Below are 22,390 nucleotides of genomic sequence, written 5' to 3' on the forward strand. Positions count from 1 at the left end.
ACCGGGATTGGTGGTTTTTTGAACAATATTTTACGGATTTCAGCTCAAAGGCGCGGACGAGGGCTGATCGGGCACGACCCCTGCATCAAAAGCGTATTAAAGGTGAATGAGTTAAAAAACTGCCGAACCAGAGCGTCTACCGTCTGTCAGACCGACTAGGCTCTAGCAACTCCTTCAATCTCGCCCGAGGTCACACCGATGTCTCAGGAACCGCTTGCACGAGAAGCAGAGGTAGCCGCATTCCGCGATGCTGTCTTGACCAAACTCACCTACGCGGTGGGCAAAGACCCGGACCATGCCTTCGACCACGACTGGTTCGAAGCCATTGCCCTGGCCGCCCGCGACCAGATGGTCGACCACTGGATGGATCACACGCGGCGTATCTACCGCAAAGGCCAGAAGCGGGTGTATTACCTCTCCCTGGAATTCCTTATCGGCCGCCTGCTCTACGACAGCCTGAGCAACCTCGGCGTGCTGGAGATCGCTCGCGAAGCCTTGTCCGAGCTGGGTGTGGACCTCGAACGCATTCGCCTGCTGGAGCCCGACGCGGCGCTTGGCAACGGCGGCCTCGGCCGTCTGGCCGCATGCTTTATGGAAAGCATGTCGACCTTGGGCATCGCCGGTCACGGTTATGGCATTCGTTATGAGCACGGCTTGTTCCGCCAGGCGATTGTCGATGGCTGGCAGCAGGAACAGACCGAACGCTGGCTGGATTTCGGCAACCCGTGGGAATTCGAGCGGGCCGAGGTGATTTACCCGATTGGCTTTGGCGGCAGCGTCGAGACCCTGCCGGATGCCTCCGGCAAGCTGATCCAGGTGTGGACGCCCAACGAAACCGTGCGCGCCGTTGCCTACGACACCCCGGTGGTCGGTTGGCGCGGCGCCAGCGTGAATACCTTGCGCCTGTGGCGTGCCCGGGCGGTGGAAGACCTGCACCTGGAGCGCTTCAACGCCGGTGACCACCTGGGCGCCGTCGCCGAAGTGGCCCGCGCCGAGAGCATCTCCCGAGTGCTTTACCCGGCGGACAGCACCGAAGCGGGGCAGGAACTGCGCCTGCGCCAGGAATACTTCTTCGTCGCCGCTTCCTTGCAAGACCTGCTGCGTCGCCACAAGAACATGCACGGCTCGGTCCTGAGCCTGGGCGAACACGCGGCGATCCAGCTCAACGACACCCACCCCTCGATCGCCGTGGCCGAGTTGATGCGCCAGTTGGTCGACCTGCACGACATTCCGTGGGAAGCCGCGTGGGATGTCACCGTCGAAACCCTGTCGTACACCAACCACACCCTGTTGCCCGAGGCTCTGGAAACCTGGCCGGTCGGCCTGATGGAGCGCATGCTGCCCCGGCACATGCAGATCATCTACCTGATCAACGCCCAGCACATCGATGCGTTGCGCGCCAAGGGCATCCATGACTTCGACGTGCTGCGCGCCGTGTCCCTGATCGAAGAAGACAACGGCCGCCGTGTGCGCATGGGCAACCTGGCGTTCCTCGGCTCCCACAGCGTCAACGGCGTGTCCGGCCTGCACACCCAACTGATGCGCAGCACCGTGTTCTCCGAACTGCACAAGCTCTACCCGGAGCGCATCAACAACAAGACCAACGGCATTACCTTCCGCCGCTGGCTGTACCAGGCCAACCCCAAGCTCACCGATATGCTGGTGGAAGCCTTGGGCCCGGACATTCTCGACACCATCGAAACCCGCCTGGGCGAGCTGGAAACCTTCGCCGAGAAACAGACTTTCCGCAAAGCCTTCGCCGATCAGCGCCTGCACAGCAAGCGTGCGCTGGCCGAGATCATCCATGAGCGCCTGGGCATTTCGGTGAACCCGGCGGCGATGTTCGACGTGCAGGTCAAGCGTATCCACGAATACAAGCGCCAGTTGCTCAACCTGCTGCACACCGTGGCGCTGTACCAGGCAATCCGTGCCGAGCCGGGCACCGACTGGGTGCCACGGGTGAAGATCTTCGCGGGCAAGGCGGCGGCCAGCTATCACCAGGCCAAGTTGATCATCAAGCTGACCAACGACATCGCGCGCACCGTCAACAACGACCCGACCGTACGCGGCCTGCTCAAGGTGGTGTTCCTGCCCAACTACAACGTCAGCCTGGCGGAAAGCATCATTCCGGCGGCGGACTTGTCGGAGCAGATCTCCACCGCCGGCTTTGAAGCCTCGGGCACCAGCAACATGAAGTTCGGCCTCAACGGCGCGCTGACCATCGGCACCATGGACGGCGCCAACGTGGAGATGCACGAGCGCGTGGGCGCCGATCACATGTTTATCTTCGGCCTCAGTGCGCAACAGGTGGAGGCACGTAAACATGCCGGTGAATTCAACGCCGGGCCCGATATTGCGGCGTCCCATCGTCTGAGCGATGTGCTGCAAGCGATTCGCGGCGGGGTGTTCTCGCCGGACGATCCGGGCCGCTATGTGGGCTTGATCGACGGGTTGATCGACTACGACCGCTTCCTGGTCTGCGCCGACTTCGATTCCTACTGGGACGCCCAGGCGCGGGTCGAAGCGCATTGGCATGATTCCAAGGCGTGGTGGCGTTCGGCGGTGCTCAATACCGCACGGATGGGCTGGTTCTCGTCGGACCGGACGATCCGCGAGTACGCCACTGAAATCTGGAAAGCCCTCGACTAAACACCGCAATACAAAATGTGGGAGGGGGCTTGCCCCCGATGACGGAGTGTCAGTCGACAAATATGTCGACTGGTACACCGCTATCGGGAGCAAGTCCCCTCCCACATTAGTTGCGCGTCGATATACTGAGCGCCGGTTTGCTTAGGGAATATCGACCATGCAATGGATTTTCATGCTGATTGGCCTGGTGCTCGGCTGGACGCTCGATGAGTCGTTCTATGATGCGGGCATCGGTGCGCTGTTGGGGTTGGGCATCGGCCAGGCGATTCGCCTGTCGAAGCTGGCGACCCAGGCGCAGCAGCAGGCTGTTCAGTTGGAAACCACGCAGAAGGCGTTGATCGCCCTGGGTGAGCGCCTGCGGCAACTGGAAGTACCCACGCCGACACGCACTGTCATCGTCGAGCCGCCTGTGCCTGAGGCGGCACCTGTCGCCAAGGCGCCTGAACTGGTGTGGGAGCTGCCGGCTGAATTGGCGCCTGTCGCCATGGTCGCCGAACCGAGCCAGCCATTGCCGGATGACGTCTGGACGCCTGCCCCGACGCCACGTCCGCCTCAAGAACCTGCTGCTCCCCGTGACCCAAACCTGATCGAACGCGCCATCGGCGGCGCACGCAATTGGCTGTTTGGTGGCAACACCGTGCTGCGTGTCGGTGTGGTGCTGCTGTTTCTCGGCCTGGCCTTCCTGTTGCGCTACGCCACCGAAGGCATGGTGGTGCCGATCGAACTGCGTTACGCCGGCGTTGCCGCGGCGGCCCTTGGCCTGTTGGGCCTGGGCTGGTGGCTGCGGTTGCGTAACAGCAACTATGGCTTGATGCTGCAAGGCACCGGGATCGCGGTGCTGTACCTGACGGTGTTTGCCGCGATGCGCCTGCACCCGTTGATCGACCCGAGCGCGGCGCTGGGCCTGCTGGTGGCGGTCACGGTGTTCTCGGCGATCCTGGCGATTACCCAGGATGCGTTGGGACTGGCCTGTGCGGCCGCGCTCGGCGGCTTCGCGGCGCCGATCCTCACGTCCACCGGCGCCGGTAATCATGTCGCGCTGTTCAGTTATTTTGCCCTGCTCAACGCCGGTATCCTCGCCATCGCCTGGTTCAAGGCCTGGCGCTTGCTCAACCTGATCGGCTTTGTCGGCACCTTCGGCATCGGCTTTGCCTGGGGCATGCGCTCCTACACGCCGGAACTGCTGTGGAGTACCGAGCCGTTCCTGATCCTGTTTTTCCTGATGTACCTGGCTATCGGCCTGTTGTTCGCCCGGCGCAAATTGCGAGAGATGGGCGACGCGCCCGAAGGCCGTGATGCGTTGTTGCGCTGGTCGGCATCCAAAGGCGACTACGTCGACGGCAGCATGCTGTTCGGCCCGCCGCTGGTGGGGTTTGGCCTGCAGTTCGCGCTGGTGCAGCACCTTGAGTTCGCCGCAGCATTCAGCGCGCTGGGCCTGGGCATCCTCTACATGGGCCTGGCCCGCGTGCTCAGTGGCGGGCGCGCCTTGCTGCTGGCGGAAACCTGCCTGGCCCTGGGGGTGATCTTTGCCAGCCTGGCGATTCCCCTGGGGCTCGATGCGCGTTGGACCGCAGCCGCCTGGGCCGTGGAAGGTGCCGGGATCTTCTGGCTCGGCTTGCGCCAGCAGCGGCCGTTGGCGCGGGCATTTGGCCTGTTGCTGCAATTGGGCTCGGCGCTGGCGTTTCTCAGTGAGCTGCGCATCGGCGAGCACACGCTGCTGGAGGGGGCGCCCTTGGGGGCGTTGCTGCTGGGCGCGGCCTTGCTGTTCAGCTTCGACCAACTGCGCAGGGCCGCGACGCAGCAGGCGGCGGAGTGGGAGCGCAAGGGCCTGCCGGTTCTGGCCAGCCTCGGCCTGACTTTCGTGTACCTGCTCGCGCCGCTGCTGTTGCTGACTCAAGGCACTGCCATCAGTTGGGCGCTCGCCGGCCTGGCGACCCTGTTCATCGGCTTGCGGATTGGCTCGCGCACGTTCCTGTTCACGGCGTTCGCCGTGCAACTGCTGGGCGGGGCGTTGTTCCTGCTGCGCTTGCAAGGCGGCGACTCGGCAGCGGTATTCAACGCCGGCTGGAGCGGCCTGCTCAGCGCGTCGTTGATCGGCCTGGCGTTGATCGGCGGCATGCTGCTGGCGGCGCGCGACGACATGGTGCGTAGCGATGTACGGCTGTTGCGCGGGCTGTCCGTGGTGCTGCTGGCCGGGTTGGTGCTGATCAACCTCGCCGTGCTGTTTGTACTGCCATGGGAAAGCGCCAGCGGTGTGTGGGCGGCCAGTGGGTTGTTGATCATCTGGTTGAGCCTGTACCTGCAACAGCGCGTCAGTTTTGTATTTGGGTTGCTGCTGCAAGTGATCGGCGGCGCGTCGTTCCTGCTGGCGGTGCCGGAGCTGCTCGGGCCTTTGGCCAGCGAAGGCCTGCGTCCCCTGGGACATAGCGGGTTCTGGACGCCGATGGTGCTGGGCCTGGCCGCCTTGATCGGTGCCTGGCGCCTGCAGCGTGAACCCCATGCGCCGGTGTTTGCCGTGCTCAAGCTGCAACGCCTGTCTGACCTGCTGCTGGTGTGGGGCGCGGCGTGGTGGGCGTTGGCGCTGATCGCTGAAGTGCTGCGGTTTATCCCCGATGAACTGCGGGGGGCGTGCCTGCTGGGTAGTGCGGCGGTCAGTGTGGCGATCTGGGCGTTGCTCGCGACGCGCCTGCGTTGGGCGTCCCTGGGTATGCTCTGCACCCTGTTGATGCCGGCGGCGGGGATGGTTTTGCTGGTGTCTGTGCATAATTATTACCACCCGGCGGCGCACTACGGCTGGCTGGCCTGGCTGGCGGTGTTCGGGGTGCATTTCATCGCGCTGCGGCGTTTGGCGACGCTGGTGCCGGCCACCGTCCTGAGCATTGCTCACGTGTTGGGTGGCTGGATGCTGATCGGCGTATTGGCGCTGGAACTGCGCTACGGCCTGTTGTTGCTGTCGAGCGAATACAACGCCTGGCGCTGGCTGGGCTGGGCGATCCTGCCAAGTCTGTACCTGGTGCTGGCTGCTGCACCGCGCAACTGGCCATGGCCGGTGTCGGCGTATCCACGGGAGTATCGCGTGTTGGCGGCGCTGCCCTTGGCGGTGCTGATGCTGGGCTGGTTCTGGCTGGCGAATACCTTCAGCGACGGCACGGCCAAGCCGCTGCCCTATGTGCCGCTGTTCAACCCGCTGGACCTGGGGCTGCTGTTTGCGCTGCTGGGCGTGTACCTGTGGTCGCGCAGCGTGGCGCCGCAACGCGGGCCGCGTGCTGAATTGATCGCCCAGGGCATTGCCGGTATTTCGCTGTTCGCGTTCTTTACGGCCCTGGTGATGCGCACCGCACATCACTGGGGCGGCGTACCTTTCCATCTGGATGGGTTGCTGGAATCGATGTTGGTGCAAGCCGGCCTGTCGATTGTCTGGACCCTGATCGCCCTCGGCCTGATGATCGGCGGCCACCTGCGCCATCGCCGCGAAGTGTGGCTGATCGGCGCGGCGCTGATCGCGGTGGTGGTGGCCAAGCTGTTCTTTGTCGAGCTGAGCAACCGTGGCGGCTTGGCGCGGATCGTGTCGTTTATCGGCGTGGGCGGGTTGTTGCTGGTGGTGGGCTACTTTGCGCCGCTGCCGCCCAAGCGTGCCGAACCTGGGTTGGAAACTGAAGGAGCATCCTCTTGATCGGTAAGTTGAGCGTGGTCGTGCTGGGCATGTGTACGGCGTTGTCGGCGTGGGCGCAGGAAACGCCGGCCGACTTCAGCAGCCACGTGCCGCTGAGCGTCAGCGGCAACGGCCCCTGGTATCGCCTTGAGTTGCCCTTGGCCGTGCAACTGAATGCGCGCCAGGCTGATCTCAGCGATGTGCGCGTGTTCAACGCCGCCGGTGAACCCCAGGCCTACGCGCTGGCGCGTCAAGCGTCGCAACGCACCGAAAGTCGTGAAGTCACCGACGTGAAGTGGTTCCCGCTGTATGCCGCCGACACCCAGGCAACCTTGCCCGGTGTGGTGATGAAAACCACGGCCGAAGGCACCCTGGTGGAAATCAAACCGTCCACCGCACCCAAGCCCGGCAAGCAGGTGCTGCGCGGCTGGGTGCTCGATGCCAGTAAAATCAAGGCGCCGTTGCAGCAGTTGAGCCTGGACTGGAGCCGCGAGCAGGACGGCTTCCAGCGCTTCAGCATTGAAGCCAGTGATGACTTGCAGCACTGGCAATCCTGGGGCGATGGGCAAGTGGCGCGTTTGTCGTTTGCCGACGAGCGGGTCGAGCAGCATGACGTCAGTTTGCCGGGCCAGTCCGCGCGTTACCTGCGCCTGGTGTGGAAGGGGCAGGCGGCACCATTGCTGACCTCGGCCAGGTTGGCCAGTGCCACCAGCAGCAGCCTGCCGCTGCCGCTGGTATGGTCGCAGCCGCTCTCGGGCACGCGGCTCAAGGCGGGTGAGTACACTTGGACGTTGCCCACCGGGCTGGGTGTCGAGCGCTTGCGTGTCGAGCTGAAGCAGGCCAATACGCTGGCGCCGGTGAGCTTGGCGGGGCGACGCGATGGCAATCAAGCCTGGCAGCCGCTGAGCAATGGTCTGCTCTACCGCCTGACCCAGAATGGCCAGGACGTGGTGCAGGACGAGTTGCAACTGCCCGGCCAGACGGTCACCGAACTCAAGTTGCAGGTCGACGAGCGCGGCGGCGGCCTGGGCGTCGAAGCGCCGTCCCTGCGCTTCGCGGTGCGCGCCACGCAGTTGGTGTTCCTGGCGCGGGGCGAGCCGCCGTTCACACTGGCGCTGGGGAATGCCTCGGTGAAGGCGGCGAACCTGCCGTTGTCGACGCTGATCCCGGATTACACCGCCGAGCGCTTCAACACCTTGGGACAGGCCAAGTTGGCCGGGGCCGTCGCGGTCACTTCGCCACCGGTCCCGACGGCTGTCGACAGCGGGCCGAACTGGAAAAAACTCGGACTCTGGGCCGTATTACTGCTCGGCGTGGCGGCGCTGGGAGGCATGGCCTACAGTTTGCTGCGCAAGCCACCGGTGGCACGTTAAATAAAGTCCATGAACTCTATTGGGTTTAAATCCTCTGATAGGAGGAAATACGCCCCGACTCGCGTTAAACTGCGCGGGTTTTTAGCCCCCCCCTTCATCGGAGCCTTCCATGTCCCGCGTTACCTTGAGTCGCTATTTGATTGAGCAGACCCGCAGCAACAACACGCCTGCCGATCTGCGCTTCCTTATCGAAGTGGTGGCGCGTGCTTGCAAGGAAATCAGCCACGCCGTGTCCAAAGGCGCATTGGGTGGTGTCCTGGGCAGCATGGGCACTGAAAACGTGCAGGGCGAAGTGCAGAAGAAGCTCGACGTGATTTCCAACGAGATCCTGCTCGAAGCCAACGAATGGGGCGGTCACCTGGCCGGCATGGCGTCCGAAGAAATGGACAATGCCTACCAGATCCCGGGCAAATACCCGAAGGGCGCCTACCTGCTGGTGTTCGACCCACTGGACGGCTCGTCCAACATCGACATCAACGCCCCGGTCGGCACCATCTTCTCGGTACTGCGCTGCCCGAACGAATACCTGAGCCAGAACGAAGCCCTGAACGAAAAGGCCTTCCTGCAGCCAGGCACCGAGCAGGTCGCTGCCGGCTACGCGATCTACGGCCCACAGACCATGCTGGTGCTGACCCTGGGCGATGGCGTCAAAGGCTTCACCCTGGACCGTGAAATGGGCAGCTTCGTCCTTACCCATGAAGACATCACCATTCCGGCTTCCACCCAGGAATTCGCGATCAACATGTCCAACCAGCGCCACTGGGAAGAGCCGGTCAAGCGCTATGTGAACGAGTTGATGGAAGGCGAAGAAGGCCCGTTGAAGAAGAACTTCAACATGCGCTGGGTCGCGGCGATGGTGGCCGACGTACACCGTATCCTGACCCGTGGCGGCCTGTTCATGTACCCACGCGACAGCCGCGAGCCGTCCAAGCCGGGCAAACTGCGCCTGATGTACGAAGCCAACCCGATGTCCTTCCTGGTAGAGCAGGCGGGCGGTGCGTCCACCGATGGCCACCAGCGCATCCTCGACATCCAGCCCGACGGCTTGCACCAGCGTGTGGCGGTGTTCCTGGGTTCCAAGGAAGAAGTTGAGCGTGTGACCGCCTACCACAAGAAGTAAGCTGCGGCGATAAGTGAACGGCGTTGTTGTGAGCCGGTTCACCCTTAAAGAAGCCCCGAAACGTTTCAGCGTTTTCGGGGCTTTTTTGTTTTCGTTCGTCGGGAACCAGACACCTCTTTTCCCTTCTAAGCTTCTGGCAGATACCCAAGCTGCTTCGTCCCTCCAGGAGTTATTCCATGTCGTTACGCCGTCTCGCTTTGCTGGCCTTTTGCGTGCTGTTGGCCGCTTGCAGCAAGGTCAATCAAGAAAACTACGCAAAGTTGTCGGCCGGCATGCCTAAGGCCGAGGTGGAGTCGCTGCTGGGCAAGCCGACCGATTGTTCCGGCGCACTGGGCATGTCCAGCTGCACATGGGGCGATAAAAACAGCTTTATCAGCGTTCAATATGCCGGTGACAAAGTTCTGATGTTTTCCGGGCAAGGCCTGAAGTAAACCGGGGCGAAAGCCTGCGGGAGAAGAAGAATGATGCGTTTTGTTTTGTTCCTTTGCGCCAGCCTGTTTTTGGCGGGCTGCGCCAGCCATTCTGGCGATGATCTGCAACCCAAGACAGCGAGCAACGTCAACCTCAAGCGTTACCAGGGCACCTGGTATGAGTTGGCTCGATTGCCGATGTACTTCCAGCGCAACTGCGCGCAGTCCGAAGCCCGCTACACATTGCTGCCTGATGGCGATATGTCGGTATTCAACCGCTGCCTCACCACCGAGTGGAAGTGGGAAGAAGCCAAGGGCACGGCCACGCCGCAGGTGCCTGGCAAGACCGACAAGCTCTGGGTGGAATTCAACAACTGGTTTACGTCACTGCTGCCAGGCGTCGCCAAGGGCGATTACTGGGTGCTGTACGTCAGCGATGACTACAAGACCGCCATCGTCGGCAGCCCGAGCCGGCGCTATATGTGGATCCTGTCGCGCACGCCGACGGTCAGTGCGGACACCCGTGAAGACCTGTTGAGCAGGGCGCGGCAGCAAGGGTATGACACCACGCGGTTGATCTGGCGCACGTCGGATAAGCAGATGGCGAAGACTTCGCAGTAATTCTGGATCGCCACAGATCCAATGGTGGGAGGGGGCAAGCCCCCTTCCGCATGTTTAACCGAGTAGGTCTTTCAATACTTGTGTAAACGCCCGGCTACTCTCTTCCTCGCCGGCATGTCGCCCATCCCGCACGACCCACTTGCCGTTGACCAGCACATCGCGCACCTGCCGATCACCGCCGGCAAACAGCCAGCGATTGAGGATGCCGTCCTGTGTCGCTGTCGCCAGGTAAGGGTCGTCACCGTCCAGCACGATCCAATCCGCACGCTTGCCCACTTCCAGTCGACCTATCGGCTGCCCCAGCGCTTGTGCGCCGCCGTCCAGCGCCGCATCGAACAACGTACGGCCGACCATCGGCTGGTCGCTGCGATACAAGCGATTGCGCCGTTGATCGCGCAGGCGTTGGCCGTATTCCAGCCAGCGCAGCTCTTCCACCACGCTCAGGGACACATGGCTGTCGGAACCGATGCCCAGGCGTCCGCCCTGGGCGAGAAAATCCACCGCCGGGAAAATCCCGTCGCCCAAGTTGGCTTCGGTGGTCAGGCACAAGCCGGCAATCGCGCGACTCTTGGCCATGCGCGTCACTTCTTCCGGGTTGGCGTGGGTCGCGTGCACCAGGCACCAACGTTCATCGACCTCGACGTTGTCGTACAGCCATTGCAACGGGCGTTTGCCGCTCCAGGCCAGGCAGTCGTCGACTTCCTTTTGCTGTTCGGCGATATGGATATGCACCGGGCACGTCTTGTCGCTGGCGGCCAATACTTCATTGATCTGCCGTGGTGTAACCGCGCGCAGGGAGTGGAAGCACAGCCCCAGTTGCTGCGCCGGCTGCGCCGCCAGAATCGGTTTGAGGCGCGCCTGCAGGTCCAGGTAGTTTTCGGTGCTGTTGATAAACCGTCGCTGCCCCTCATTCGGCGCCTGGCCGCCAAACCCTGAGTGGGTATAGAGCACCGGCACCAGCGTCAGGCCGATGCCGCTACTCGCTGCGGCCTGGCTGATCTGCCGCGACAGTTCCGTACGGTCGGCGTACGGCTGGCCGCTGACGTCATGATGCACATAGTGGAATTCGGCCACCGAGGTGTAGCCGGCCTTGAGCATCTCGATATACAACTGCCGCGCGATCACCTGCAGTTGCTCCGGGCTGATCTTGCCGACCATGCGGTACATCAGGTCGCGCCAGGTCCAGAAACTGTCATTCGGGTTGCCGGCCACTTCGGCCAACCCGGCCATGGCGCGCTGGAAGGCGTGGGAGTGCAGGTTCGGCATGCCCGCCAATACCGGGCCCCTGAGCCGTTCGGCGCCGGCTGCGCTGGCGTTGGCCTCAACCTGTGTCAGCAGGCCATCGGCGCTGACTTCAAGACGTACATCGTTGGCCCATCCACTAGGCAGCAGCGCGCGTTCGGCAAAGAAAGCGGACATGATTAGAGCACCCCGGTCGTGTGTTTATTTGTATATACATATACAGACGTTTGCCTGCTCGGTAAACTCCGGCAATCTATGCATCTTTTCCCCTTGCAAGGATTCCCTGTGCCGACTCCGCCCGCCAAGTCTTCACTGGCTGCCCACATGGACGAAAGTCCGGCGCCCTTGTATGCCCGCGTCAAACAGATGATCAGCCAGCAGATCCTCAACGGCAACTGGCCGCCCCATTACCGCGTACCGTCGGAGAGCGAACTGGTCAGCCAGTTGGGCTTCAGCCGCATGACCATCAACCGTGCCCTGCGTGAGCTCACCGCCGAAGGTTTGCTGGTGCGCATGCAAGGCGTCGGCACGTTCGTCGCCGAGCCCAAGAGCCAGTCGGCGCTGTTCGAAGTGCACAACATTGCCGATGAGATCGCCTCCCGCGGTCATCGGCATACCTGCCAGGTCATCACCCTGGGTGAAGAGGCTGCCGGTTCCGAACGCGCCGTCGCCCTGGAAATGCGTGAAGGCGGGCGGGTGTTCCACTCGCTGATCGTGCATTACGAAAACGATATTCCCGTGCAAATCGAGGACCGTTTCGTCAACGCCCTGGTCGCGCCGGAATACCTGCAACAGGACTTCACCCTGCAAACCCCCTATGCCTATCTCAACCAAGTGGCGCCGTTGACCGAAGGCGAGCACGTGGTCGAGGCGATTCTCGCCGACGTTGCCGAGTGCAAGTTGCTGCAGATCGAGCCGAGCGAGCCGTGCCTGTTGATTCGCCGGCGTACCTGGTCCGGCCGTCAGCCGGTGACTGCCGCGCGTTTGATCCACCCCGGTTCCCGCCACAGCCTGGAAGGACGGTTCAGTAAATGAGTGCAGTGAAAGTCTGGCGCGCCGCCGATTACGTGCGCATGCCGTGGAAAAACGGCGGCGGCAGTACCGAAGAAATCACCCGCGATGCCGGCGAGGGCCTGGAAGGCTTCGGCTGGCGCCTGTCGATTGCCGATATCGGTGAGTCCGGCGGGTTTTCCACCTTCGCCGGTTACCAACGTGTGATCACCGTGATTAAAGGCGCAGGCATGGTGTTGACCGTGGATGGCGAGGAACAGCGCGGGTTGTTACCGCTGCAACCGTTCGCCTTCAAAGGCGACAGCCAGGTTTCATGCCGCTTGATTACCGGGCCTATCCGCGACTTCAACCTGATCTACTCGCCCCAGCGTTACCATGCGCGGTTGCAGTGGGTAGATGGTGTGCAGCGGTTCTTCACTACGGCGCAGACGGTGCTGGTGTTCAGCGTGGCGGATGAAGTGAAGGTGCTGGACGAGGTACTGGGCCATCACGATTGCCTGCAAGTGGACGGTAACGCTGGCTTGCTGGACATCTCTATCACTGGCCGTAGCTGCATCATCGAACTGACTCAGCGCGATTAAAAAATGTGGGAGGGGGCTTGCCCCCGATAGCGGTGGATCAGTCGGTATATCCTGGGCTGACACACCGCAATCGGGGGCAAGCCCCCTCCCACATTTGTTTTTGTGTCGCTTATAGAATCTGTTTCCAGTCCCTGCACCAATTTGTTACCGAACGCCCCAGCTCGGCGCAAAACCGCGCTGTCGTGACACACCTCCTTCGCTATAAACCCCCTTCGCAAGAAATTTCATCACGACTCGAAGCCTTAATTTCCAAGGCTCGCACACGCTTTTCGGAAAAATCCTAACACCTCCCTCGGAAAGTTGGCCGCTTGATTGCATATGCTTGTATGTACAAGTAAAGATGTGTGCGTAAGACTCTCCTTCGCACCATCCATGTTCGCGCATCGATCGCCGAGGAGTTCTTGTTGTGACCAAGCCTACAAAATACCGTGACGTCGAAATCCGCGCCGCCCGCGGTAACAAGCTCACCGCCAAAAGCTGGCTGACTGAAGCGCCGCTGCGCATGCTGATGAACAACCTCGACCCGCAAGTGGCCGAGAACCCCAAGGAGCTGGTGGTGTACGGCGGTATTGGCCGTGCAGCGCGCAACTGGGAGTGCTACGACCAGATCGTCGAGAGCCTCACCCACCTGAATGACGATGAAACCCTGCTGGTGCAGTCCGGCAAGCCGGTCGGCGTGTTCAAGACCCACAGCAATGCCCCGCGTGTGCTGATCGCCAACTCCAACCTGGTACCGCACTGGGCCAGTTGGGAACACTTCAACGAGCTGGACGCCAAGGGCCTGGCCATGTACGGCCAGATGACCGCCGGCAGCTGGATCTACATCGGCAGCCAGGGCATCGTCCAGGGCACCTACGAAACCTTCGTCGAAGCCGGTCGCCAGCACTACGATTCAAACCTCAAGGGCCGCTGGGTCCTCACCGCCGGCCTCGGTGGCATGGGCGGTGCCCAGCCTCTGGCCGCGACATTGGCCGGCGCGTGCTCGCTGAACATTGAATGCCAGCAGGTCAGCATCGATTTCCGCCTCAACAGCCGCTACGTCGACGAGCAGGCCACCGACCTCGACGACGCCCTGGCCCGCATCGCCAAGTACACAAAGGAAGGCAAGGCCATCTCCATCGCGCTGCTGGGTAACGCCGCGGAAATCCTGCCGGAACTGGTCAAGCGCGGCGTGCGCCCGGACATGGTCACCGACCAGACCAGCGCCCATGACCCGCTCAACGGTTACCTGCCGGCCGGCTGGACCTGGGACGAATACCGCGCCCGCGCCAAGACCGAACCGGCTGCCGTGATCAAGGCCGCCAAGCAGTCGATGGCGGTGCACGTCAAAGCCATGCTGGACTTCCAGAAGCAAGGCATCCCGACCTTCGACTACGGCAACAACATCCGCCAGATGGCCCAGGAAGAGGGCGTGGAAAACGCTTTCGACTTCCCAGGCTTCGTACCGGCGTACATCCGCCCGCTGTTCTGCCGTGGCATCGGCCCGTTCCGCTGGGCTGCGCTGTCGGGCGACCCGCAGGACATCTACAAGACCGACGCCAAGGTCAAAGAGCTGATCCCCGACGACGCCCACCTGCACAACTGGCTGGACATGGCGCGCGAGCGCATCAGCTTCCAGGGCCTGCCGGCGCGTATCTGCTGGGTTGGCCTGGGGCAGCGCGCCAAGCTCGGCCTGGCGTTCAACGAGATGGTGCGCAGCGGCGAGCTGTCGGCGCCGGTGGTGATCGGTCGTGACCACCTGGACTCCGGCTCGGTCGCCAGCCCGAACCGCGAAACCGAATCCATGCAGGACGGTTCCGACGCCGTGTCCGACTGGCCGTTGCTCAACGCCTTGCTCAACACCGCCAGCGGCGCGACCTGGGTTTCGTTGCACCACGGCGGCGGTGTGGGCATGGGCTTCTCCCAGCACTCCGGCATGGTCATCGTCTGTGACGGCACCGACGAAGCGGCCGAGCGCATTGCCCGCGTGCTGCACAACGACCCGGCCACCGGTGTGATGCGTCACGCAGACGCCGGTTACCAGATCGCCATCGACTGCGCCAAAGAGCAGGGCCTCAATCTTCCAATGATCAAGTAACCCGATGTGGGAGGGGGCTTGCCCCCGATGGCGGCGAACCCAGGACAATCCATCAGAGGTTGAATACACATGGCTGCAAACGACACCACCCCGTTGATCGAAAGGCGTTCGATCGACTACATCCCGGAAGCGGAAAGACACGGTCGTCTATTGAGCCAGTTCACCCTGTGGCTGGGTGCCAACCTGCAGATCACCGCGATCGTCACCGGGGCCCTGGCCGTGGTGCTGGGCGGTGATGTGTTCTGGTCGTTGCTCGGTCTGTTGCTCGGTCAACTGCTGGGCGGTGGCGTGATGGCGTTGCATGCGGCGCAAGGGCCCAGGCTGGGCCTGCCGCAGATGATCTCCAGCCGGGTGCAGTTCGGTGTGTACGGCGCGGCGATTCCGATCGTGCTGGTGTGCCTGATGTACCTCGGTTTCACCGCAACCGGCACCGTGCTTTCCGGCCAGGCCCTGGGCCAGTTGTTTGGTGTCAGCGACAGCGTCGGGATCCTGATCTTCGCCAGTGTCATCGTGCTGGTCACGGTGCTCGGTTACCGGGTGATCCACTTCATCGGCCGCGTTGCCAGCGTCATTGGCGTGATTGCCTTTGTCTACCTGTTCAGCCGTCTGATGAGCCAGGCCGACGTAGGCGCGCTCCTGCAAATCCGCCACTTCAGCTGGAGCAGCTTCCTGTTGGCGGTGTCGCTCGCGGCATCCTGGCAAATCGCCTTCGGCCCTTACGTGGCGGACTATTCACGCTACCTGCCGAGCAACACGGCCTCGCTGAAAACCTTTCTTGCCGCAGGCGCAGGTTCGGTGGTTGGCGCGCAGGTGGCGATGATCCTCGGCGTGTTTGCCGCGGCCATGTCCAACGGGCAATTTGCCGGTCACGAAGTGGCCTACATCGTCGGCCTGGGCGGTACCGGAGCCACTGCGGCGCTGCTGTATTTCAGCATCGCGTTCGGCAAGGTCACCATCTCCACGCTGAACTCCTACGGCAGCTTCATGTGCATTGCCACGATCATCAGCGGCTTCCGCGGTCGTCTCGAGGTCACGCGCTTGCAGCGCCTGTTTTTCGTACTGGCCATCGTCGGTACGGCGACCCTGATCGCCTTGCTCGGGCAGCACTCGTTCCTGGGGGCGTTCAAGTCCTTCATCCTGTTCCTGCTGGCGTTTTTTACCCCATGGAGCGCGATCAACCTGGTCGACTACTACTGCATCACCCGCGATCGCTACGACGTGCCGGCGCTGGCCGATCCGAACGGGCGCTATGGCCGTTGGAACCTGCTCGGTATCAGCGTGTATGTCTTCGGTGTGCTGGTGCAATTGCCGTTCATCTCCACCAAGTTCTACACCGGTCCCCTGGTGGCGGCCCTGGGGGATGTGGATATTTCCTGGATCATCGGCCTGGTCCTTCCCGCCGCGCTCTATTACTGGGCGGCGAAAAAGTGGCCTCGCGCAACGCCTGAACACCTGACCCTGCCGACAGAGCAGGGCGCTGCACCGACGACGACAAACGGGCTGGTTGCACAGGCCTGATGGGACGTGGACAGGGCAGGATGCCTACTGACTGCCGTAATCCATTTCAAGATTTGGGAGCGTCACAACAATGAAAATGCATAAGACCCTGTTGGCCACCGTGTTTTCCGCGGGCTTGCTGGCCACTGCTGGCGCCCAGGCGGCCGGTTGGTGTGAATCCGGCAAACCGGTGAAATTCGCCGGCCTGAACTGGGAAAGCGGCATGTTGCTCACCGACATCCTGCAAACCGTGCTGGAAAAAGGCTACGACTGCAAAACCGACAGTTTGCCGGGCAACTCCATCACCATGGAAAACGCCCTGAGCAGCAACGACATCCAAGTGTTTGCCGAAGAGTGGGTCGGCCGCAGCGAAGTCTGGAACAAGGCCGAGAAGGCCGGCAAAGTCGTCGGTGTCGGTGCCCCGGTGGTGGGCGCCGTCGAAGGCTGGTACGTACCGCGCTACGTGATCGAAGGCGACGCCAAGCGCAAGCTGGAAGCCAAGGCGCCGGACCTGAAAAACATCGCCGACCTGGCCAAGTACGCCGCGGTGTTCAAGGACCAGGAAGAACCGTCCAAGGGCCGTTTCTACAACTGCCCGGCCGGCTGGACCTGCGAGCTGGACAACAGCGAAATGCTCAAGAGCTACGGCCTGGAAAGCACCTACACCAACTTTCGCCCAGGCACCGGCCCGGCGCTGGATGCGGCGGTGCTGTCGAGCTACAAGCGTGGCGAGCCGATCCTGTTCTACTACTGGTCGCCAACCCCGCTGATGGGCCAGGTCGACCTGGTCAAGCTGGAAGAAAAACCCGGTGTGGATAAGACCGTGAGCATCAAGGTCGGCCTGTCCAAGACCTTCCACGAGCAAGCCCCGGAACTGGTGGCCGTGCTGGAAAAAGTCAACCTGCCCATCGACCTGCTGAACCAGAACCTGGGGCGCATGGCCAAGGAGCGCATTGAGTCGCCGAAACTGGCGAAAATTTTCCTCAAGGAACATCCTGAAGTCTGGCACGCCTGGGTGAGTGACGAGGCAGCCAAGAAAATCGACGCGGCCTTGTAGGTCAAGTGTGCCCGGCTACCCTCAGGGGTGGCCGGGCGCCTGGCCACAACCCACTGGATCGAGAGCACGCTATGTTTCCTGAGAGTTTTACGTTTTCCATCGCCGACTGGGTCAATGGTTGGGTGGATTCACTGGTTACCAATTACGGCGATGTGTTCCGGCACATCTCCGACACCCTGCTGTGGGCCATCGTCAACCTGGAAGGGCTGCTGCGCGCCGCCCCATGGTGGCTGATGCTGGCCATCGTCGGCGCCGTTGCCTGGCATGCCACCCGCAAGGTGCTGACCACGGCGGTGATCGTCGGTCTGCTGTTCCTGGTGGGCGCGGTCGGCCTGTGGGACAAGCTGATGCAGACCCTGGCGCTGATGATGGTTGCCACGGTGATCTCGGTGTTGATCGGCATCCCGCTGGGCATCCTGTCGGCGCGCAGCAATCGCCTGCGTTCGGTGCTGATGCCGCTGCTCGACATCATGCAGACCATGCCCAGCTTCGTGTACCTGATCCCGGTGCTGATGCTGTTCGGCCTGGGCAAGGTGCCGGCGATTTTCGCCACGGTGATCTACGCCGCGCCGCCACTGATTCGCCTCACCGACCTGGGGATTCGCCAGGTCGACGGCGAAGTCATGGAAGCCATCAACGCCTTTGGTGCCAACCGCTGGCAACAGCTGTTCGGCGTGCAATTGCCGCTGGCGCTGCCGAGCATCATGGCCGGTATCAACCAGACCACCATGATGGCGTTGTCGATGGTGGTGATCGCCTCGATGATCGGCGCCCGTGGCTTGGGTGAAGATGTCCTGGTCGGCATCCAGACCCTCAACGTCGGCCGTGGCCTCGAAGCCGGGCTGGCGATCGTGATTCTCGCCGTGGTCATCGACCGTATTACCCAGGCCTATGGTCGTCCACGGCATGAGGCGAGCAAATGACTACTGTCAGCAAAATCGAAGTTAAAAACGTCTTCAAGATCTTTGGCGCCCGCTCCAAGGAGGCGCTGGCCATGGTCGGCCAGGGCAAGACCAAGGACCAGGTGCTGGCCGAGACCGGCTGCGTGGTCGGCGTGAACGATTTGTCCCTGAGCATCGGCACCGGTGAGATCTTCGTGATCATGGGCCTGTCGGGCTCGGGCAAGTCCACGCTGGTGCGCCACTTCAACCGCCTGATCGACCCCACCAGCGGCGCGATCCTGGTGGACGGCGAAGACATCCTGCAACTGGACATGGACGCCCTGCGCCAATTCCGTCGGCACAAGATCAGCATGGTGTTCCAGAGCTTCGGCCTGCTGCCCCACAAGAGCGTGCTCGACAACGTCGCCTACGGCCTCAAGGTGCGTGGCGAAACCAAGCAGGTCTGCGCCGAACGCGCGCTGCACTGGATCGAAACCGTGGGCCTCAAGGGCTACGAAAACAAGTACCCGCACCAGCTTTCCGGTGGCATGCGCCAGCGTGTCGGCCTGGCCCGCGCCCTGGCCGCTGACACCGACATCATCCTGATGGACGAAGCCTTCAGCGCCCTCGACCCGCTGATCCGCGCCGAGATGCAGGACCAGTTGCTCGAGCTGCAAAAGACCCTGCACAAGACCATCGTGTTCATCACCCACGACCTCGACGAGGCCGTGCGTATCGGCAACCGCATTGCGATTCTCAAGGACGGCAGGCTGATCCAGGTCGGCACGCCGAGGGAGATCCTGCATTCGCCGGCGGATGAGTACGTGGATCGGTTTGTCCAGCGGCGTGCGGCGGTGGTCTGACCCAGGTTCTGTGGTGAGGCTCAAGCGCCCTCCCACATTTGCAATGCATTCCCCTGTGGGAGGGGGCTTGCCCCCGATGAGGCCGGCAAAGCTGTAGAGAATATGAAGAGGTCAACAATGTCCCAGGCAGCAAAAATCATCATCGCCGACATCCCCCTGCGCTGGCAGGACGTGGTCGCCGTGGCCCGTCACGGTGCGGTGCTCGAACTCTCGGGCCAGGCCTGGGCGCGGATCGACAATGCCCAGGCTATCGTGCAGCGCATCGTTACCAGCGGCGAGCGTGCCTATGGCGTGAACACCGGGTTGGGCGCATTGTGCAACGTGTCGCTTAAAGGCGAGCAACTGAGCCAGCTGTCGCGCAGTACCCTGTTGAGTCACGCCTGTGGCGTCGGCCCGGTCCTCAGCGACGAGCAGACCCGCGCGATCATCTGCGCGGCGGTCATCAACTACAGCCACGGCAAATCCGGCCTGCATCCGCAGGTGGTGCATTCGCTGCTGGCGCTGCTCAACCACGGCATCACGCCACAAGTACCGTCCCAGGGCTCGGTGGGTTACCTGACCCATATGGCCCATGTCGGCGTGGCGCTGCTGGGTGTCGGAAATGTGAGCTATGGCGGCCGGATCGTGCCGGCGCAACAAGCCCTGGACGAAGAAGGTTTGCAGCCGGTGGTCCTCGGCGCCAAGGACGGCCTGTGCCTGGTCAACGGCACGCCGTGCATGACCGGCCTGAGCTGCCTGGCCCTGGCCGACGCCCATCATTTGCTGCAATGGGCCGACGTGATCGGCGCCATGAGCTTCGAGGCCCAGCGCGGCCAGATCGACGCCTTCGACGAAGAAATCATCGCCCTCAAGCCGCACCCGGGCATGCAGCATGTCGGCCGCAACCTGCGTGCGTTGCTCGATGGCAGTGAAGTGATTGCGAGCAGCAAAGGCATCCGCACCCAGGACGCCCTGAGCCTGCGCTCGATCCCGCAGATCCACGGCGCGGCGCGCGACCAGGTGGAACACGCCACTCGCCAGATCGAGACCGAACTCAACAGCGCCACCGACAACCCGCTGGTGCTCGGCACACCGGACCACTACCGCGTGGTGTCCCAGGCCAACCCCCACGGCCAGTCCGTCGCCCTGGCCGCCGACCTGCTGGCGATTGCCCTGGCCGAAATCGGCTCGGTCGCCGAACGCCGCCTCGACCGCCTGATCAACCCCCACGTCAGTGGCCTGCCGGCGTTCCTGGTGAGCAACCCCGGGGTCAACTCCGGGATGATGATCGTGCAGTACGTCGCCGCCTCGCTGTGCGGACAGAACCGCCAGTTGGCGCAACCGGCGGTGCTCGACAACTTCGTCACCTCGGGGCTGCAGGAAGACCACCTGAGCATGGGCACCAACGCCGCGCTCAAGCTGCACCAGGTAGTGTCCAACGTCACCCAGATCCTCGCCATCGAGTACCTGCTGGCGGCCCAGGCCTTCGAATTCCTGAAAGACCAGCGCTTCGGCGCGGGTACCGCTCGCGCCTGGCGCCTGTTGCGTGAAGTGGTGCCGGCCTATGAGCAGGACCGTTGGCTGGCGCCGGATATTGCGGCCGCCGCCAAGGTGCTCAAGGACACCGTATTACCGAATCTGCACTGAACACTTATTTCAAAAGAATAATTCACAAGGAGTATGAATGTGACTGCGCTAAACCTGATTCCAGGCCAACTGAGCCTCGCCCAACTGCGGGCCATCTACCAGCAGCCGGTAACCCTCAGTCTGGATGACAGTGCCTCGGCCCAGATCGAAGCGAGTGTGGCCTGCGTGGAACAGATTCTCGCCGAGAACCGCACCGCCTATGGCATCAACACCGGTTTCGGCCTGCTGGCCTCGACCCGCATCGCCAGCGAAGACCTGGAAAACCTCCAGCGTTCACTGGTGTTGTCCCACGCCGCCGGCGTCGGTGAGCCGATCAGCGATGCGCTGGTGCGGCTGGTCATGGTGCTCAAGGTCAACAGCCTCAGCCGTGGGTTCTCCGGGATTCGCCGGCAGGTGATCGACGCACTGATCGCGCTGATCAATGCCGAGGTGTACCCGCATATTCCGTTGAAAGGCTCGGTGGGCGCTTCCGGTGACTTGGCGCCATTGGCGCACATGTCCCTGGTGCTGCTGGGCGAAGGCAAGGCGCGCTACAAGGGCGAATGGCTGGAAGCCACCGACGCGCTGAAAGTCGCCGGCCTGACGCCGCTGACCCTCGCCGCCAAGGAAGGCCTGGCGCTGCTCAACGGCACCCAGGTGTCCACCGCCTATGCCCTGCGTGGCCTGTTCGAAGGCGAAGACCTGTTCGCCGGCGCCCTGGCGTGCGGCGGTCTTACCGTGGAAGCGGTGCTGGGCTCGCGCTCGCCGTTCGACGCGCGTATTCATGCGGCTCGCGGTCAACGTGGGCAGATCGATTCGGCGGCGGCCTATCGTGACCTGCTCGGTGAGAGCAGTCAGGTGTCGCAGTCGCACCAGAACTGCGACAAGGTGCAGGACCCGTACTCCCTGCGCTGCCAGCCACAAGTCATGGGCGCCTGCCTGACCCAGTTGCGCCAGGCGGCCGAGGTGCTGGTGGTCGAAGCCAACGCCGTGTCCGACAACCCGTTGGTATTTGCCGCCGAGGGTGACGTGATCTCCGGTGGCAACTTCCACGCCGAACCGGTGGCCATGGCCGCTGACAACATGGCCCTGGCCATCGCCGAAATCGGCTCCCTGAGCGAGCGTCGCATCTCGCTGATGATGGACAAGCACATGTCGCAACTGCCGCCGTTCCTGGTGGGCAATGGCGGGGTGAACTCCGGTTTCATGATCGCCCAGGTGACCGCCGCCGCCCTCGCCAGTGAGAACAAGGCATTGGCTCATCCCCATAGCGTCGACAGCATCCCGACGTCCGCCAACCAGGAAGACCACGTGTCGATGGCCCCGGCGGCCGGCAAGCGCCTGTGGGAAATGGCCGAGAACACCCGCGGCATCCTCGCGGTGGAATGGCTGGCCGCGTGCCAGGGCCTGGACCTGCGCGAAGGCCTGAAAACCTCGCCGAAACTGGAAAAAGCCCGTGGCTTGTTGCGCGACAAAGTGGCGTTCTACGACAAGGACCGCTTCTTCGCCCCGGACATCATCGCCGCCAGCGAACTGCTCGCCAGCCGCTGCCTGAATGAGCTGGTGCCGGCCACGTTGCTGCCGAGCCTGTAAGCGGTTCAGAGGACGGCATGGCTCTCTGTAGTGAGCGAGCTTGCTCGCGCCGGGCTGCGCAGCAGCCCCAAAAAAGGCCGCGAGCGCTTCCCACTCGAGCGCGAGCAAGCTCGCTCACCACAAACAACTTTCTCAGGATAAAAATAATTAGGGACGAG

General features: G+C 62.8%; 16 protein-coding genes. 15 read left to right on the forward strand and 1 reads right to left on the reverse strand.

Features of this window, described 5'->3' with window-relative positions; genetic code table 11:
• The first annotated feature begins 198 nt into the window (after nt 1-198).
• The 6 genes from BLQ09_RS23540 to BLQ09_RS23565 all read left to right on the forward strand — a co-directional run bounded on the left by BLQ09_RS23540 (nt 199) and on the right by BLQ09_RS23565 (nt 9,825).
• Complete coding sequence (locus tag BLQ09_RS23540) at nt 199-2,649, forward strand: glycogen/starch/alpha-glucan phosphorylase (protein WP_027605065.1); 2,451 nt, start codon at nt 199-201, stop codon at nt 2,647-2,649.
• Between the two features lie 157 nt (nt 2,650-2,806).
• Nucleotides 2,807-6,322: a DUF2339 domain-containing protein gene (locus BLQ09_RS23545; RefSeq protein ID WP_092358721.1), complete on the forward strand. Its 3,516-nt coding sequence runs from the start codon at nt 2,807-2,809 to the stop codon at nt 6,320-6,322.
• Nucleotides 6,322-7,674, forward strand: coding sequence for a DUF3999 domain-containing protein (locus BLQ09_RS23550; RefSeq protein ID WP_092358779.1), 1,353 nt, complete (start codon nt 6,322-6,324; stop codon nt 7,672-7,674). The genes BLQ09_RS23545 and BLQ09_RS23550 overlap by 1 nt, the downstream gene beginning before the upstream one ends.
• 109 nt (nt 7,675-7,783) lie before the next feature.
• Nucleotides 7,784-8,794 (forward strand): class 1 fructose-bisphosphatase, encoded by a 1,011-nt coding sequence (locus BLQ09_RS23555; RefSeq protein ID WP_027605062.1) that lies wholly within the window; start codon nt 7,784-7,786, stop codon nt 8,792-8,794.
• A 176-nt stretch (nt 8,795-8,970) separates the two neighbouring features.
• Complete coding sequence (locus tag BLQ09_RS23560) at nt 8,971-9,225, forward strand: hypothetical protein (RefSeq protein ID WP_027605061.1); 255 nt, start codon at nt 8,971-8,973, stop codon at nt 9,223-9,225.
• A 30-nt stretch (nt 9,226-9,255) separates the two neighbouring features.
• Nucleotides 9,256-9,825: a lipocalin family protein gene (locus BLQ09_RS23565; protein ID WP_027605060.1), complete on the forward strand. Its 570-nt coding sequence runs from the start codon at nt 9,256-9,258 to the stop codon at nt 9,823-9,825.
• Nucleotides 9,826-9,879: 54 nt separating this feature from the next.
• Here BLQ09_RS23565 and BLQ09_RS23570 read toward each other — a convergent pair whose 3' ends face one another.
• Nucleotides 9,880-11,244 (reverse strand): formimidoylglutamate deiminase, encoded by a 1,365-nt coding sequence (locus tag BLQ09_RS23570; protein ID WP_027605059.1) that lies wholly within the window; start codon nt 11,242-11,244, stop codon nt 9,880-9,882.
• Between the two features lie 147 nt (nt 11,245-11,391).
• On the opposite strand from BLQ09_RS23570, the gene hutC reads away from it, so the two are divergent.
• From hutC to hutH (BLQ09_RS23615), 9 genes are all read left to right on the forward strand, one after another.
• The gene (gene hutC, locus BLQ09_RS23575; RefSeq protein WP_223841674.1) at nt 11,392-12,102 is read left to right on the forward strand and encodes a histidine utilization repressor; all 711 of its coding nucleotides are present in this window, start codon (nt 11,392-11,394) and stop codon (nt 12,100-12,102) included.
• Complete coding sequence (locus tag BLQ09_RS23580; protein ID WP_027605057.1) at nt 12,099-12,659, forward strand: HutD/Ves family protein; 561 nt, start codon at nt 12,099-12,101, stop codon at nt 12,657-12,659. The genes hutC and BLQ09_RS23580 overlap by 4 nt, the downstream gene beginning before the upstream one ends.
• 406 nt (nt 12,660-13,065) lie before the next feature.
• The gene (hutU, locus tag BLQ09_RS23585; RefSeq protein ID WP_027605056.1) at nt 13,066-14,736 is read left to right on the forward strand and encodes a urocanate hydratase; all 1,671 of its coding nucleotides are present in this window, start codon (nt 13,066-13,068) and stop codon (nt 14,734-14,736) included.
• Nucleotides 14,737-14,805: 69 nt separating this feature from the next.
• A complete protein-coding gene (locus BLQ09_RS23590) occupies nt 14,806-16,254 on the forward strand; it encodes a purine-cytosine permease family protein (protein WP_092358723.1) in 1,449 nt (482 codons plus the stop codon).
• Nucleotides 16,255-16,324: 70 nt separating this feature from the next.
• Complete coding sequence (locus BLQ09_RS23595) at nt 16,325-17,290, forward strand: ABC transporter substrate-binding protein (protein ID WP_027605054.1); 966 nt, start codon at nt 16,325-16,327, stop codon at nt 17,288-17,290.
• A 71-nt stretch (nt 17,291-17,361) separates the two neighbouring features.
• The gene (locus tag BLQ09_RS23600; protein WP_027605053.1) at nt 17,362-18,213 is read left to right on the forward strand and encodes an ABC transporter permease; all 852 of its coding nucleotides are present in this window, start codon (nt 17,362-17,364) and stop codon (nt 18,211-18,213) included.
• A complete protein-coding gene (locus BLQ09_RS23605; protein WP_051429333.1) occupies nt 18,210-19,034 on the forward strand; it encodes a quaternary amine ABC transporter ATP-binding protein in 825 nt (274 codons plus the stop codon). The genes BLQ09_RS23600 and BLQ09_RS23605 overlap by 4 nt, the downstream gene beginning before the upstream one ends.
• A gap of 117 nt (nt 19,035-19,151) precedes the next feature.
• Nucleotides 19,152-20,660 carry a histidine ammonia-lyase gene (gene hutH, locus BLQ09_RS23610; protein ID WP_092358725.1) on the forward strand — a complete coding sequence of 503 codons (1,509 nt, stop codon included), beginning with the start codon at nt 19,152-19,154 and terminating at the stop codon, nt 20,658-20,660.
• A gap of 33 nt (nt 20,661-20,693) precedes the next feature.
• Nucleotides 20,694-22,232 carry a histidine ammonia-lyase gene (gene hutH / locus BLQ09_RS23615; RefSeq protein ID WP_092358727.1) on the forward strand — a complete coding sequence of 513 codons (1,539 nt, stop codon included), beginning with the start codon at nt 20,694-20,696 and terminating at the stop codon, nt 22,230-22,232.
• The last annotated feature ends 158 nt before the right edge of the window (nt 22,233-22,390 follow it).

The organism is Pseudomonas sp. NFACC25 (assembly GCF_900100935.1).
GTDB lineage: Bacteria > Pseudomonadota > Gammaproteobacteria > Pseudomonadales > Pseudomonadaceae > Aquipseudomonas > Aquipseudomonas marginalis.

Coding starts and splice junctions, on each gene's coding strand:
- BLQ09_RS23540 (WP_027605065.1), top strand. CDS start 199: ATGTCTCAGGAACCGCTTGCACGAGAAGCAGAGGTAGCCGCATTCCGC.
- BLQ09_RS23545 (WP_092358721.1), top strand. CDS start 2,807: ATGCAATGGATTTTCATGCTGATTGGCCTGGTGCTCGGCTGGACGCTC.
- BLQ09_RS23555 (WP_027605062.1), top strand. CDS start 7,784: ATGTCCCGCGTTACCTTGAGTCGCTATTTGATTGAGCAGACCCGCAGC.
- BLQ09_RS23560 (WP_027605061.1), top strand. CDS start 8,971: ATGTCGTTACGCCGTCTCGCTTTGCTGGCCTTTTGCGTGCTGTTGGCC.
- BLQ09_RS23565 (WP_027605060.1), top strand. CDS start 9,256: ATGATGCGTTTTGTTTTGTTCCTTTGCGCCAGCCTGTTTTTGGCGGGC.
- BLQ09_RS23570 (WP_027605059.1), bottom strand. CDS start 11,244: ATGTCCGCTTTCTTTGCCGAACGCGCGCTGCTGCCTAGTGGATGGGCC.
- hutC (WP_223841674.1), top strand. CDS start 11,392: ATGGACGAAAGTCCGGCGCCCTTGTATGCCCGCGTCAAACAGATGATC.
- BLQ09_RS23580 (WP_027605057.1), top strand. CDS start 12,099: ATGAGTGCAGTGAAAGTCTGGCGCGCCGCCGATTACGTGCGCATGCCG.
- BLQ09_RS23590 (WP_092358723.1), top strand. CDS start 14,806: ATGGCTGCAAACGACACCACCCCGTTGATCGAAAGGCGTTCGATCGAC.
- BLQ09_RS23595 (WP_027605054.1), top strand. CDS start 16,325: ATGAAAATGCATAAGACCCTGTTGGCCACCGTGTTTTCCGCGGGCTTG.
- BLQ09_RS23600 (WP_027605053.1), top strand. CDS start 17,362: ATGTTTCCTGAGAGTTTTACGTTTTCCATCGCCGACTGGGTCAATGGT.
- BLQ09_RS23605 (WP_051429333.1), top strand. CDS start 18,210: ATGACTACTGTCAGCAAAATCGAAGTTAAAAACGTCTTCAAGATCTTT.
- hutH (WP_092358725.1), top strand. CDS start 19,152: ATGTCCCAGGCAGCAAAAATCATCATCGCCGACATCCCCCTGCGCTGG.
- hutH (WP_092358727.1), top strand. CDS start 20,694: ATGAATGTGACTGCGCTAAACCTGATTCCAGGCCAACTGAGCCTCGCC.